Source organism: Saprospira grandis str. Lewin (assembly GCF_000250635.1).
GTDB classification, from domain to species: Bacteria; Bacteroidota; Bacteroidia; order Chitinophagales; family Saprospiraceae; genus Saprospira; species Saprospira grandis.
Genome location: NC_016940.1, coordinates 3760891 through 3773799 on the forward strand (window position 1 = coordinate 3760891; position 12909 = coordinate 3773799).

The 12909-nt window shown below is 47.5% G+C and carries 11 protein-coding genes; 4 read left to right on the forward strand and 7 right to left on the reverse strand.

Going from position 1 to position 12909, the window contains the following annotated elements:
• The 7 genes from SGRA_RS16640 to SGRA_RS16680 form a co-directional block, all read right to left on the reverse strand.
• Nucleotides 1-585: a nuclear transport factor 2 family protein gene (locus SGRA_RS16640; RefSeq protein ID WP_015693963.1), complete on the reverse strand. Its 585-nt coding sequence runs from the start codon at nt 583-585 to the stop codon at nt 1-3.
• Nucleotides 586-769: 184 nt separating this feature from the next.
• The gene (gene purE, locus SGRA_RS16650) at nt 770-1294 is read right to left on the reverse strand and encodes a 5-(carboxyamino)imidazole ribonucleotide mutase (RefSeq protein ID WP_015693964.1); all 525 of its coding nucleotides are present in this window, start codon (nt 1292-1294) and stop codon (nt 770-772) included.
• A gap of 12 nt (nt 1295-1306) precedes the next feature.
• The gene (locus tag SGRA_RS16655) at nt 1307-2443 is read right to left on the reverse strand and encodes a 5-(carboxyamino)imidazole ribonucleotide synthase (protein WP_015693965.1); all 1137 of its coding nucleotides are present in this window, start codon (nt 2441-2443) and stop codon (nt 1307-1309) included.
• Nucleotides 2444-2673: 230 nt separating this feature from the next.
• Entirely contained in the window at nt 2674-3468 is a 795-nt protein-coding gene (locus SGRA_RS16660) for a hypothetical protein (RefSeq protein WP_015693967.1), read from the reverse strand.
• An 80-nt stretch (nt 3469-3548) separates the two neighbouring features.
• Nucleotides 3549-4766 carry a glycosyltransferase family 4 protein gene (locus SGRA_RS16665; RefSeq protein ID WP_015693968.1) on the reverse strand — a complete coding sequence of 406 codons (1218 nt, stop codon included), beginning with the start codon at nt 4764-4766 and terminating at the stop codon, nt 3549-3551.
• 39 nt (nt 4767-4805) lie between these two features.
• Nucleotides 4806-5558, reverse strand: a complete 753-nt coding sequence (gene yaaA, locus SGRA_RS16670) for a peroxide stress protein YaaA (protein ID WP_015693969.1) — start codon at nt 5556-5558, stop codon at nt 4806-4808.
• A 231-nt stretch (nt 5559-5789) separates the two neighbouring features.
• On the reverse strand, nt 5790-6776 hold the full coding sequence (locus SGRA_RS16680) for a LemA family protein (protein ID WP_015693971.1): 987 nt from the start codon (nt 6774-6776) through the stop codon (nt 5790-5792).
• 343 nt (nt 6777-7119) lie between these two features.
• Here SGRA_RS16680 and SGRA_RS16685 point away from each other — a divergent pair, with 343 nt between their 5' ends.
• The 4 genes from SGRA_RS16685 (at nt 7120) to SGRA_RS16700 (ending at nt 11973) form a co-directional block, all read left to right on the forward strand.
• On the forward strand, nt 7120-7938 hold the full coding sequence (locus SGRA_RS16685) for a YARHG domain-containing protein (RefSeq protein WP_015693972.1): 819 nt from the start codon (nt 7120-7122) through the stop codon (nt 7936-7938).
• 20 nt (nt 7939-7958) lie between these two features.
• Complete coding sequence (locus tag SGRA_RS16690; protein WP_015693973.1) at nt 7959-8795, forward strand: YARHG domain-containing protein; 837 nt, start codon at nt 7959-7961, stop codon at nt 8793-8795.
• 4 nt (nt 8796-8799) lie between these two features.
• A complete protein-coding gene (locus tag SGRA_RS16695; protein ID WP_015693974.1) occupies nt 8800-9612 on the forward strand; it encodes a YARHG domain-containing protein in 813 nt (270 codons plus the stop codon).
• Nucleotides 9613-9720: 108 nt separating this feature from the next.
• On the forward strand, nt 9721-11973 hold the full coding sequence (locus SGRA_RS16700) for a patatin-like phospholipase family protein (protein WP_015693975.1): 2253 nt from the start codon (nt 9721-9723) through the stop codon (nt 11971-11973).
• Nucleotides 11974-12909 lie beyond the last annotated feature (936 nt).

Here is a 12909-nt window from a genome sequence, read left to right on the forward strand (position 1 = left end):
TTATTTTTCTTGCTTCGCCATGTATTTATCCAACATTCCATTGGTCGTTTGCTGCATTTTCTTTCGGAAAAAACCCGACCAACCCAGCAAATGCCCCGTAGTTCCCAAGGCTTGCTTGCTCCAACGCCAAAGGTTAAATTGATCCCGATGCTCAATGATTAAACCATCCTTAAAGCGAAATTGGGCCTGAACAATGTTATGAACGGGCCGCCTTTTGTCGCCATATTTATAATCCGCAACCCATTTGGCCTGCCCCTTTTCCGCATCAGCCGATAGCTCGCTATGCCGAATCAAAATGCTGTCTTTGCTCTGCGTTAACAACATTTCCCACATTTTTTTGGCCCGCTCGCCTTGCAAGCGACCAAAAGCAGGATCTTCAAAAACAACCTCAGGATGATAACAGCTGGCCATCGTCTCATAATCAGCCGCAGCAAAGGCCTTGTAAAACTTGTCAATTAAGGCTTTATTTTCCATATTCTCTTCTTTTAGGGATAAACTGAGCTCCTTTGAAGAGCGACAGCTCGACAAAAAAAGGAGGCCAAACAAAACTACACAAATAGCTGCTAGGGGGATTCTTCTGTTCATCCCTTAAGATATCAATTTTTTTTGTTTTTTGGGGCCTCCGCCTCCCTTCGGTCGTCGGCGCTACGTTGCGCAGCTCGCTCTTCGCTCGGCCCTGCGCAAAAAAACAAGTTTTTTGCTGGGTCTGCGGCTTCGCCGCACTGCTGCACATCGCTAGGCCAGCCAGCCCTTGGCCTGTTTAGCTCCCCTAAGGCCGAAGTTTTGGCGCCTCATGTCTGTCGGCCTGTTCTTCATCCAAACGCTGGACCTTGGCCATGACTTGCTCACTCATCTCCAGCTTAAACGCATCTAGCTTTTGAGCAATTTTTACATCATTAACGCTCAGAATTTGGGCCGCCAAAATGCCCGCATTCTTGGCCCCATTCAAGGCCACAGTGGCCACAGGCACCCCATTGGGCATTTGCAAAATAGACAAAACAGAATCCCAGCCATCAATAGAATTACTCGACTTAATCGGCACGCCAATAACAGGCAAGCTAGTCAAAGAGGCAAGCATCCCAGGCAAATGGGCAGCCCCGCCAGCCCCCGCAATGATTACCCCATAACCCTTTTCTCTCGCCTTGGGGGTAAACTCAAATAAACGTTGGGGCGTACGATGCGCCGAAATAATACTCATCTCATAAGGCAAACCCAATTGGTCCAAAAAATGGGCGGCGGCTTGCATGACGGGCAAATCAGAATCACTGCCCATCAAAATGGCTACTTTTTTCATTTTTATCTCGTTTTAGATGCGGTGCAAGCCGCGGATTTTTAATGTGTTTTTTACAAAGCGCGCCTTCTCCATTAAGCGCTCTAAGTTTTGGTCGGTTACCGTAATATGGCCCATTTTCCGAAAGGGCTTGCAGTCTTCTTTACCATACAAATGCAAGTGCACCCCCGAAATGGCCAATACCTCTTTTAATCCCTCTAGTTTGGCCGGACCATGAAAGCCCTCTTCACCCAATAAGTTGAGGAGAATAGAAGGAGTCTGTATTTGACTATCGCCCAAAGGCCAATCATAAATGGCCCGCAAATGCTGCTCAAACTGAGAACAAACATTGCCCTCTATGCTTTGGTGCCCACTATTATGCGGACGAGGGGCCACCTCATTAACCAATAAATTCCCAGCCCGATCAATAAAGAATTCTACAGCCAATAAACCCACCATGCCCAGCTTTTCTATTAAGTCTTTAGCCATCTGATCGGCTTTTTGGGCCATATTTTCCTCAATTCTGGCGGGGCTAAATAGATATTCTACCAAATTGGCCTCTGGATGAAAAATCATCTCTACCGCAGGATAGGTCCGTATTTCTCCAGATGCAGAACGAGCCACAATGACCGCTATCTCTTGCTGAATATCCACCAGTTTTTCTAGGACCGAAGGGGCCTCAAAGGCCTTTCCCAAATCACTTTCTTGCCGCAAAACTTGGACCCCCTTGCCATCATAGCCATCTCTGCGGAGCTTTTGGACCGCTGGCAAAAAGTCTGTTTGCGCCAAAAGCTCTTCCTTATTGGCGAGCAATAAAAAATCGGCCGTAGGAAAGCCCTGCGCCCGATAGAATTCTTTTTGTTTGCCTTTGTCCTGAATCAGCTCAATAATAGCCGCCTGCGGATAAACTTTCTTGCCCTCGGCCTCCAATCGCTTGAGGGCCGCTGTATTGACTTTCTCGATTTCTATAGAAATTAAGTCGTAATCTTGCCCAAAAGCATATACCGTTTCCTCATCCAATAAATCGCCTTGGACAAAATGCTTGGCCAAAGAAGAAGCTGGCGCCTCAAGCTGGCTATCCAAAATACCCATCTGAATATTAAAATCTGTGGCCGACTGAATGAGCATGCGCCCCAATTGTCCGCCCCCTAAAATGCCTAATTTTTTTTGCATGGCCTTTTCTTTTTTTTACAAAGGTAAAGGCCCAACAAAGAAGTTGCTATTTGCGGCTGTAAAATTACTATTAAGAAAAAAAACGGCAGTGGAGCGGCCTAGTGATGCGGCGGGGTGGCCGCAGGCCAGACCGAGTTTTTTGAGCGTAGCGAAAAAACGAAGGGCCGAGCAGACCTGCGAGCCCCAAAGCGTAACGCCGACGAGCGTAGCGAGGCGGAGGCCCCAAATCATTAGCCCACTAAAAACCACCAAAGGCCCAAAAAACAGATAACATCTAGGGCCAAAAAGACAAACATCAGGATGCGCAAAGGCATGAGCGTAACCCAGGCGGCAGCGGTATACACTTTCTCCGATTTACTTTTGAATAGCTGAATGCGGCCCTTCATTTTATCGCAATAAACATCTAGGCGGTCGGGGGTGTAATCGGGGCTATCACGGACCTCTGGGGGCATGGCCGACAAGCTGCGGTCGGTACTGCCACCCAAAATCTTAACGGCCAAATTGCCTATCCAGTCGCCAATGGGCCAGCCCAATTTGGCCCGAATGACCTCTCGGATCGTGGGGACAAAGAGCCCCAGCCGAACCACCTGCACCCATTCTTTGAAAGTAGGGTAGTGGCGTTGGTGAGGAGGCAATTGGACCTGTCGGTCGCGCATGTCATCAATAATGACCTCTAGGGTGTCGGCGGTGGCCTCATAGAGGTTTTTGGTATGGTCCATCAGGTTCCAAGCCACAAAAAAAGCGGCGGTAATCAGGCTACTAACTCCCCCCAGCAAAATGGCCAAGAGCAGCCAAACAATACCCAAAATATAGCTAATTGGCCAAACGTAGGCAATGCCCAAATAGCCCAAAAGACCAATGGTCAAAACGGGCCAAAGGATGAGGTGGACCATAATCGTGAAAGGGGCATCGATGTAGCCAATGACGCTATCGGCAATGACATCGGTGCGGTAGCGCTCCAAATCAATATGATAGCGCTCTTTGAGGGAATTCTTAATCAGTTTGTGTTGGGGAGGGACCGCCATATGCTATTTTTTGTTGAGCTATGAAGATATGAAAAAAGCCAAGCTTTTTAGCTTGGCTTTTTGAAAATAAACCGTTCTTTTTAGTCGACCGGCTGCGGTTGTAGTCGCTCGTAGGCCTCGAGAACGCCTCGGGCGATCCGCAATTTATCATAATTTTGATGAATAAACTGCCGGCCCTTGGCGGCCAATTCTGATAACTTATAGGGTTGCTGATAAATGCTTTTCATTTGCTGCAAAAAGGCCGTAGCATCATCGGCAATGAGGACCTCTTGGCCATCTTGGGCATGTATGCCCTCTAGGCCAATGCTAGTACTGAGGACCAGGCGGCCCATGCCCATAGCTTCCAGGATCTTTACTCGCATTCCGCTGCCCGATTTTAGGGGCACCAGCATAATTTCATATTTTTGAATAAAGGCCTGGGCAGAAGGCACCTCGCCATGTACTTTTAGGCCTTTTAGGCGCAGATTATTTAGCCAATCGGGGCTGTTTCGGCCTGCAACATGAAATTCGGCCTCGGGATGTTGGGCCACAAACTGCGGCCAGACCTCATCGAGTAGCCAGCGCAGGCCCTCAATGTTGGGCATCCAATCTAAAGAACCAATAAAGCTAAAGCGAATTTTTTTGGGTGCAGCAGGCAGGGGCCGCTCGGGGTATTTGCTGAGGTCCAGACCAATAGGCACCACCTGCGCAGCTGTTTTTAGGCCTAAATCCCGAAAGCGCTGCAGGTCTCTGGCCGTAATGGCCAAAAAGAGATCGTAATTATTGAGTTGCTTGAGCTCATAGTCCGCTAAACGCTTGCTCAGCAGCTGCAAATACCATTTTTTGGGCCCAAAAGAGCAGTTGTCTCGAATCCGCTCCCAGATTTCATGCTCTACATTATGCGAGCGCATGACCACTTTGGCCTTAGAATACTGCCGAATCACGGGAATATAAGGGGCCAAATAAAGGGTTTCTAATTGCACCACATCATAGTCTTTGGCCTGCAAAAGCGCTTTTAGGGCTGCGGCATAATGGGCCGATTCAAAGCGCTCTATATGGTAAGACTTATTAGAAAAAAGGTTGAGCAAAGCCGCCTTAGGATCTAGACGATTATCAATATCCACCAGTTTTATTTTGCCATAATGCCTAAAATCTTTGGGCAGTTCTTTGATGTCAAAATAATGTTTGCTCGTATTCATACTCAACAAATCTACCTCTGCCCCTAGCTCATGAAGAGCCTGGGCCATATAGGTAATGGCCAAGGATTCGCCATCTTTTAGCGGATAAGGAAACTTTTTGCTGAGCTGTAAAATCTTCATAGACAATGCTTTTTGATAGGGAAGCGGGGAGGGGCGGTGTTAACGACTAAAGACCCAGTGAAACTCGCTAGAGCGCTCTTCATCAAAGGCGTAATTTGCTTCGGCAAAGCCCTTGAGGTCTTCTATTTTTTCTAATTGCTCTTGAATAATATAACGGGCCATCAGTCCTCTCGCTTTTTTGGCATGCACGGCAATAATTCGAGCCTTGCCCTCTGCATTAACCTCCTTAAAATCAATTTGATAAAGGGGCTGTTCTAGGGCCTTGGGCTGTAGGGCCGAAAAATATTCTTTAGAGGCCAGATTGACAATAGGGCCCTGAGCACGCTCATTAACGGCCTTGGTGAGTTGCTCGCCCCAAAAAGCATAAAGGTTTTTTCCTTTGGGGTTGGGCAATTTGGTCTTCATCTCTAGGCGGTAAGGCAAAATGAGGTCCAAGGGACGCAGCAAGCCATAGAGGCCCGACAAAATACCCAGATGTTCCTGAGCAAAAGCCAGTTCTTCTGCCCCAAAATCATCGGCCTGCAAGCCTTTGTATACATCGCCCCGAAAGGCCAAAAGGGCCTGTTTGCCAGGGGGTAGCTCCTTGGGCGGCTGCCAATCGGCAAAGCGCTGATGATTAAGCTCGGCCAGTTTATCGCTAATTTTCATCAAATGAGCAATATCTTCTGGCCCATAATCAGCCAAAATGTCAATCAGTTCAGCCGATTGGGTTAAAAAATCGGCTTCCGTAAACTGAGAAATAGCCGTAGGCGAGAAGTCCAGCGTTTTGGCCGGAGAAAGCAAGAGGTACATGCTGTGCTATTGTTTTTTTCTTCTGACGATATGAATTTTCTGAAGGTTGGAAGGGGATGTTTTTGGGGCTGCCCCTCGCCTTTGGCTCGGGTCGGGCTATATCGCAGCTCGCAGTTCTGCTCGGCCCTGCGTTTTTTTTCGCTTTGCTCAAAAAAACTGGGTCTGGCCTTCGGCCACTGCTTTCTATCCCTCAGCCTGCGGGCGCTTTGCGCCCTGTCCGCCGCAGTTTGTTTAGTGGATGAGCTGGGCATCTTTGCCCGCCGCTGAAGTCTGGTAGTAGGCTTTGGGAGTATAGCCCATGAGGTTGTAGGGAAACTGAATAATAAACTGATTGTACTGGCCAACTTTTTCGTTGTACTTACGCTTTTCTACCGAAATTCTATTTTCGGCCCCTTCAATTTGGATTTGGATATCTCGGTAGAGCTGACCTTTTTGTTCTATTCCTTGAAGCAGCTCATTGATTTTTTTGCTCAGCTCGGCTTGTTGCTGGGCATATTGGTCCAAATCTGTTTGTTTGAGTTGGCGTTCTAGGGCTTGGATTTCGGCCAATTTGGCTTGGCTGGCGCTTTCTTCCTGAGACAAAAGCTGCCCTAATTTAGGGACCAAATCTAAGCGCCGCTGATAGACATTTTCGACCTGGGCCCATTGTTTTTGTAGCTTTTGTTCTTCTTGCAAAACAGCCTGTCGGCTACTAAAATAATAGAAGTTGAGGCCTAGGCCCAAAAGCATAAAAATGCCCACAAAAACGCCCAAGCGCAGCCATTTTCCTTTTTTCTGCTTTTGCTCACTATCCTTAATCGTTTTCATCAGCTCGATGCTAGCGCTATCGAGTTGGGGGTTACTATTGAGCAGCACCCTTTGGGCATATTCTTGGGCGGCCAAAAGGTTTTCTTTTTTGCCCGTTTGGGCAAACTGCAATTGATGAGCTTGGGCCAAATAAAAAAGGGCCTGTTCGGCTAGGGGGTTAATATTGACGGCTAGCTGCAGGGCCTGAATGGCTGCGGGAAAATTGGCCACCGCAATATGTTGCTGCCCAATTTTGGTCTGTTGGCGCACCGTATTTTGGGCCTCCTGCCAATCTGATTCAGAAAGGCCAATGCTCTCGGCAATTTCCTTGAGCTCGGCAAGATTGAGGGGGGCTTCTTGTTTTTTGGCTTGCAGGGCAAGCAGTTGCTCTACGTATTTTTCGAGCAGAACAGATTGTTGTTCCTTGGCCATAGCGTGATTGTTTTTTGCAAGATATGGATTTTTTAGCTTTTGAAGGGGAGCCCTAGGCCCAAAAAGGACCAAAGGCGGGCAAGGCCCGCCTAGGCGCGCAGCGCCCGGCTGAGGGATGGGCAGCAGGGCCGCGAAGCGGCAGACCCAGCCGCCAAAGGCGGCGCAGGGCCGAGCAGACTTGCGAGCTGCGACAACCAGCCCCTATAGGGGCGCCAGTTCGATGACCAACGGGAATAAACAGCCCGACCCGCCTTTAGGCGGGGCAGCCCCAAAAAATCAAAAAGCTTTGCAATCTTAAGATATTTATAATAACTTTAGATAGTTAACTAAAACCAATATTCCCATGTACAAAAAGATGATTCCCCTGGCCTTTTTGGGCCTATTTTTAGTGAGCTGCGCTGGCGAGGCCGAAAAAGCGGCAGCAAGCAGTGAAAACCCGATGAAAACAGAAACAGCCGCCGATCCTTATGCCGATTTGGAGGCGCCAAAACCCCCACAAACAGAACAAAGGCCTAAGGTGCAACATAAGGCGGTGGGCCAGCATTATTCGGTGGCCTATGCTTCTACCGAAGACAATTACTACTTTTTTGATGATGGCCGCTTTGTTTATGCGAGCAGCTCGGAGTATAGCCCCTCTATACTGACTGGCGATTGGACCGCCGAAGGCCCTAAAATTAGCTTTAAGAATGTGGTCCATTATTATGGCAAACCGACCGGGAAGATGATTCCGCCCTGTGGCTCTGTCTGCACCTATGATGATTATGGCATGCGTGTAGAAAAATACAGCCAAGACATTGACCCTATAGACATTGATATGGGCCTAGGCGATGAATTTCCCTTTAATGTGTCTCCACATGGCCTAAAAAGCTCTGATATTCACGCTTTTTTGCGAGCCGCAGACAGCAAGCGAAGCTACCTAGAGGTTTCTGAGCGGCCCTTGCAGCCCTCAGAATTGAAGGATAAAACCGCGGAGGAGCTGCGTTTGATGCGCAATGAGGTCTTTGCAGCCTATGGCTATAAGTTTAAGGATGAGGCCCTAAAAAAACATTTTCGCAACCAAGGATTTTATGGACATTCATCTGATGTAAATGCCTTTTTGAGTCCCTTAGAAAAGGATAATATTGCCTTGATTAAGAAGGTGGAAGCCATTAAAAAGAAATAAGCTAAAAATTTAGATAAAAGATGTACAAAAAGATGATCCCCCTGGCCTTTTTAGGCCTGTTTTTGGCCGCCTGTGCTGGCGAAGCCGAAACAACCACTACCTCAACAAGCAGCGAAAGCGCTGTACAAACAGAAACAGCCGCCGATCCTTATGCCCATTTGAAGGCCCCCGAATTGCCCAAAAAAGAAGCAGGGCCAAAGGTAGAGCATGAGGTAGTGGGCAAACATTATGCAATGGCCTATGCCTCTACCTTTGAGAGCTACTACTTTTTTGATGATGGCCGTTTTATGTATACCGTAAATTCGGATTATGTTCCTTCTGTCATGACTGGTGAGTGGAGCGCCCAAGGCAATAAAATTAGCTTTAAACCAGATGCTCATTATTATGGTAAGCCCAATGGACCAGTAATTCCGCCCTGCGGCTCCAGCTGTACCCATGCAGATTACATTATGGAAATGAAGAGCTACAGCAGGGCTATAGACCCCATCGATATTAAAGAGGGACAGGGCGAGGAACTACCCTTTGAGGTCTATGAGCATGGGCTGAAAAGTTCTGATATTCATACCTTTTTGCGTGCAAAGGATAGCAAGCGAAGTTCTGCAGAGGTCTCTAATCGGCCCTTGCAGCCCTCGGAGCTTAAGAACAAAAGCTTGGAAGAGCTGCGTTTGATGCGCAATGAGGTTTTTGCGGCCTATAGCTATAAGTTTAAGGATAAGGCCTTGGCTGCGCATTTTAAAGCGCAGGGCTTTAAAAGCCACTCCTCTGATGTAACCGCCTTTTTGAGTCCCTTAGAAAAGGATAATATTGCTTTGATTAAGCAGGTGGAAACGATTAAAAAGGAACAAACTAAACATTAAACTCATGTATAAAAAGACTATTCTAGGGGCCCTATTGCTCCTACTACTTGCCGCCTGTGCGGGAGAAAACACGGCAACTAGCGTTTTGGAGACAGAAGGCGAGGCCCAAGAAGAGCTAAGCGGTCCTTATGCCGATTTGAAAGCCCCCGAATTGCCCAAAGAAGAGCAAAGGGCCAAGCGAGATCATCCGGTAGCGGGCAAGTATTATGCGCGCGACCATTATATGAAAATTTTTGAGTACTACTACTTACTAGATGATGGCCGCTTTATTTATAGCCTTAGCCCAGACGAATATAAGCCTTCTTTATATACTGGCGAATGGGAAGTAAAAGGGGATAAGATTCATTTTAAGACCCAACGCCACTATTATGGTAAGCCCAATGGCAAAGAAATCCCCACTGATGTTGGTCCTTCTTCTTATGAGGATTATGTCATGCGGGTAGAGAACTCTAGCGAAGAGATGGAGCCTATCGTCGTTGAGCATGTAGTTAATTTAGGCGTCCCACTTAGTAATTCAAGGCAAGATATTCATTTCAGGTTGCAATATATAGCCAATCCAGAGCGCAAAGAGATGGCTATTTCCACTCGGCCCTTGCAGCCCTCGGAGCTCAAGGATAAAAGCTTGGAAGAACTGAGCTTGATGCGCAATGAGGTTTTTGCGGCCTATGGCTATAAGTTTAAGGATGAGCGCTTGAAGGCTCATTTTAAAGCGCAGGGCTATCAGGCTTTGGCCTCTGATGTGACCGCCTTTTTGAGTCCTTTAGAAAAGGATAATATTGCTTTGATTAAAAAAGTAGAGGCGATTAAGGCAAAATAAACGCTTATTTCAGAGATATGCTTATTTTTGGGCTGGTCTGCTTCTTGCGGGCTAGCCTTTTTTTATTGACCCTAGTAGATCCAAATTTATCTAGATCTAATGCCGAAGATGCAAGCCTTTTTTCGCAAGTACCTCAGCCTCTTGATGTACAGCTTTCCTGTTCAGCTCCTGCTCCTGCACTTTAAAAGCCAGTTGCTCTTTTTGTTGCTTTGGCTCTTTTTATTTGGGGTATTAGCCGGGCAATTTGGGAGCAGTATGGGCTTTCGTTATTTTATGCTAGACCCCGAATATATGGGGGCTGTAAGCTTTTGGAGCTTTTTTATTATTGGGCTAACACTGGGTATGTTTTATATGGCCTGGAACAGCACGACTTATATATTATATAGTCCTAAGTTTCCCTTTTTGGCCTCTTTGTCTCGCCCCTTTGCCAAGTTTAGCCTCAATAATTTTACTTTGCCGGGCCTGTTTATCCTTTATTATTTGGGCAGCCTAATTCATTTTCAGTGGTATAATGAGTTTGCCGATGAGTACAGCCTGATTTACTACTGTTTGGGCCTTATTTTGGGCTTTTCGAGCCTGATTTTTTTGAGCCTCTTGTATTTTCGCTGGACCAATAGCGAACTGTATTTTTTGCAGCAAAAACAACAGCTGAAACTTTCGGCTCCGCTCAAAGCGCTCATTTTGCGCAAAAATGAGCGCATGCTGGCCGAGGCCAAGGCCAATCCCTACGTTAATGCTTTGAGAACCGATTATTATTTGACGGAGCGCCTGCATTTTCGCCCAACTCGCTCGGTAAAGCATTATGATTTTAAGCTATTGGAGCAAATCTTTAAGCAAAATCACGCCAATGCCCTGCTTATCCAAAGCCTGAGCATTACGGCCCTTATTCTCATGAGTGCCTTTGTGGATGTTCCCTATTTTCGGATTCCCACGGCGGCTAGTGTGCTCATTTTGCTTTCGGTGCTGACGACCTTTTTGGGGGCGCTGAGCTATTGGCTAAATGCTTGGCGCAGCCCGGTTTTGGTCATTTTGCTCTTGCTGACCAATTCTTTGCTCAAAGATGGCTGGCTGAGCTATGAAAATGCCGCCTATGGTATGGATTACAGCAAAAAGGCCCGCTACAATTATGCGGTTTTAGATAGCCTTGCCCGGCCCGAGCAAATGATTGCAGATAAAAAACATCAGTTGCAGATTTTAGAAAATTGGCGCAAGCAGTTTCCTAAGGGCCGCTTTTTGCGCAAGCCCAAACTCATCTGTGTGGCCGTGAGCGGAGGCGGACAACGGGCGGCACTTTGGAGTATGCATGTGCTCCGCGAAATTGAAAAGCGCCTAGAGGGCAAGCTCATGCCGCATACGGTCCTGATGACGGGCGCTTCTGGGGGCATGTGGGGCTCGGCCTATTTCCGAGAGCTCTATTACCAAAAACAGTTGGGCCGAGAGCTTAATCCCTTAGATAGTAGCTATTTGGTCAATGTGGGCAAAGACCTTTCTAATGCGCCCATGTTTACCTTTTTGGTCAATGATGCCTTTGTGCCTTGGGTCAAGCGAAAGGTAAATGGCTATACCTACAAACAAGACCGAGGCTATAGCTGGGAGCAACAGTTTATAGAAAATACAGAGGGCCTAATGAACCGCAACCTCCAAGATTATATGGAGCCCGAGTTTAATGGCCAAATTCCCATGATGATTATTAGCCCCATTATTATCAATGATGGCCGCTACCTCTATATCTCGCCCCAACCCCTGAGCTATATGATGCGGCCCGCCTTTGCCAAAGATTATGCAGAGGTGGATGCCGTAGATTTTGGGGCCCTTTTTCAAGAACAAAACCCCTATAATCTGCGCTTTTGCTCGGCCCTGCGGATGAGCTCGACCTTTCCCGTGATTTTCCCCAATGTCCAACTGCCCTCTACCCCCGTTTTAGAGGCCATGGATGCCGGCTTTAGAGATAATTATGGGGTAGAAACGGCCCTGCGCTTTTCGGCCAATTTTAAAGAGTGGATCAAGAAGAATACCTCTGGGGTCCTCATTATTTCAATCCGAGGAAACGAAAAGGTGGAGCCCATTGAGCAGGCCGAGCGCCCCGGCCTAGGCAGTACTATTTTTAGCCCGCTTTCTGCCGTCTTCGATGTGGGCAACCTCCAAGATTATCAGCAGGATGCTATGCTGGGCCAATTGCAGGCCCAAATGGGGGAGGAGCAACTGGATATCGTCCGCTTTGTGTATCGCCCCACCACCCTAGAACAAAAGGCTTCTTTGAGTTTGCACCTAACAGCCAGAGAAAAACTAGATATCCTCTCGGCAATCCTCCTGCCCGCCAATCAAGCCGCCCTCGACCGCCTAGAAGAATTAGTGAAGTAGGTAGCCCTTTAGGTAAATAACTTATTTTTAGGCATTAGGTAATCTAAAGAGAAAACCACCGCATCACTGCCCTATCTTTGTCATAGACAAGACGGAAATACCTTGTCATCCAATTAAGTTTGGGGTAAATCATGGGGATTAACATTTGAACTCATTAGAGTTCTATAGCAAGTAGCTTGGGGAAGCTGCTTGCTTTTTTTTTGGGGCTGCCCCTTCCGCCGGGTTGAAAGCCAGCGCAAAGCGGTATCGCTTTGCGAAGCTATACAAAATGAGGGGCAAACCCCTCATGAATTATCGGGCGGGTCGGGCTGTGCCGTGGCTCGCAGGTCTGCTCGGCCCTGCGCGGGCTTCGCCCGCTGGGTCTGCGGCTTCGCCGCACCACTTTCCATCCCTCAGCCGGCGGCTTCGCCGCCTCTAGACGCAGAATAAGGACCGCTTTCAGGCTTATATGTTAGGGTTTTGTTAAAAACTGAAAAAACGTAACAAAATGAAAAAAGGCAAAAGTTAGGTCTGGCGGTAAACTAGTTATGTCTGGAAGTAAACTAGTTATGTCTGGCGGTAAACTAGTTAGGTCTGGCGGTAAACTAGTTATGTCTGGGGGTAAACTAGTTATGTCTGGAGGTAAACTAGCTTAGGCTAATAGTCGCCTAGGCGCAGGATGTTAGTCCCTCAACTTTTTCTTGTGCCTTTAGAGGGGGGAGTAACCTCTTTAGAATTAGTTGGTTTTCTGGCCATGGGCTGAAGCCCATGGTTGTGGGCTATGCAAACTGGCGGGCTGAAGCCCTTGTTTGCTGTTTATTAGAACTGATTATGGGCCAATGGTTTTAACCTAGAGGTCTTCACATTATATAGTCGCCTAGGGACAAGCCCCCAGGCTAATCCACTGGAGTCAGCCCTAAAGGGCCTCAAATTGTGATTTACGGCCTTGCTCAATTG

What these genes read in the sequence shown, in the direction of transcription:
- SGRA_RS16680 (WP_015693971.1), bottom strand. Translation starts at nt 6,776, where the DNA reads ATGGCCAAGGAACAACAATCTGTTCTGCTCGAAAAATACGTAGAGCAA.
- SGRA_RS16685 (WP_015693972.1), top strand. Translation starts at nt 7,120, where the DNA reads ATGTACAAAAAGATGATTCCCCTGGCCTTTTTGGGCCTATTTTTAGTG.
- SGRA_RS16700 (WP_015693975.1), top strand. Translation starts at nt 9,721, where the DNA reads ATGCAAGCCTTTTTTCGCAAGTACCTCAGCCTCTTGATGTACAGCTTT.
- SGRA_RS16665 (WP_015693968.1), bottom strand. Translation starts at nt 4,766, where the DNA reads ATGAAGATTTTACAGCTCAGCAAAAAGTTTCCTTATCCGCTAAAAGAT.
- SGRA_RS16660 (WP_015693967.1), bottom strand. Translation starts at nt 3,468, where the DNA reads ATGGCGGTCCCTCCCCAACACAAACTGATTAAGAATTCCCTCAAAGAG.
- purE (WP_015693964.1), bottom strand. Translation starts at nt 1,294, where the DNA reads ATGAAAAAAGTAGCCATTTTGATGGGCAGTGATTCTGATTTGCCCGTC.
- SGRA_RS16695 (WP_015693974.1), top strand. Translation starts at nt 8,800, where the DNA reads ATGTATAAAAAGACTATTCTAGGGGCCCTATTGCTCCTACTACTTGCC.
- SGRA_RS16690 (WP_015693973.1), top strand. Translation starts at nt 7,959, where the DNA reads ATGTACAAAAAGATGATCCCCCTGGCCTTTTTAGGCCTGTTTTTGGCC.
- yaaA (WP_015693969.1), bottom strand. Translation starts at nt 5,558, where the DNA reads ATGTACCTCTTGCTTTCTCCGGCCAAAACGCTGGACTTCTCGCCTACG.
- SGRA_RS16655 (WP_015693965.1), bottom strand. Translation starts at nt 2,443, where the DNA reads ATGCAAAAAAAATTAGGCATTTTAGGGGGCGGACAATTGGGGCGCATG.
- SGRA_RS16640 (WP_015693963.1), bottom strand. Translation starts at nt 585, where the DNA reads ATGAACAGAAGAATCCCCCTAGCAGCTATTTGTGTAGTTTTGTTTGGC.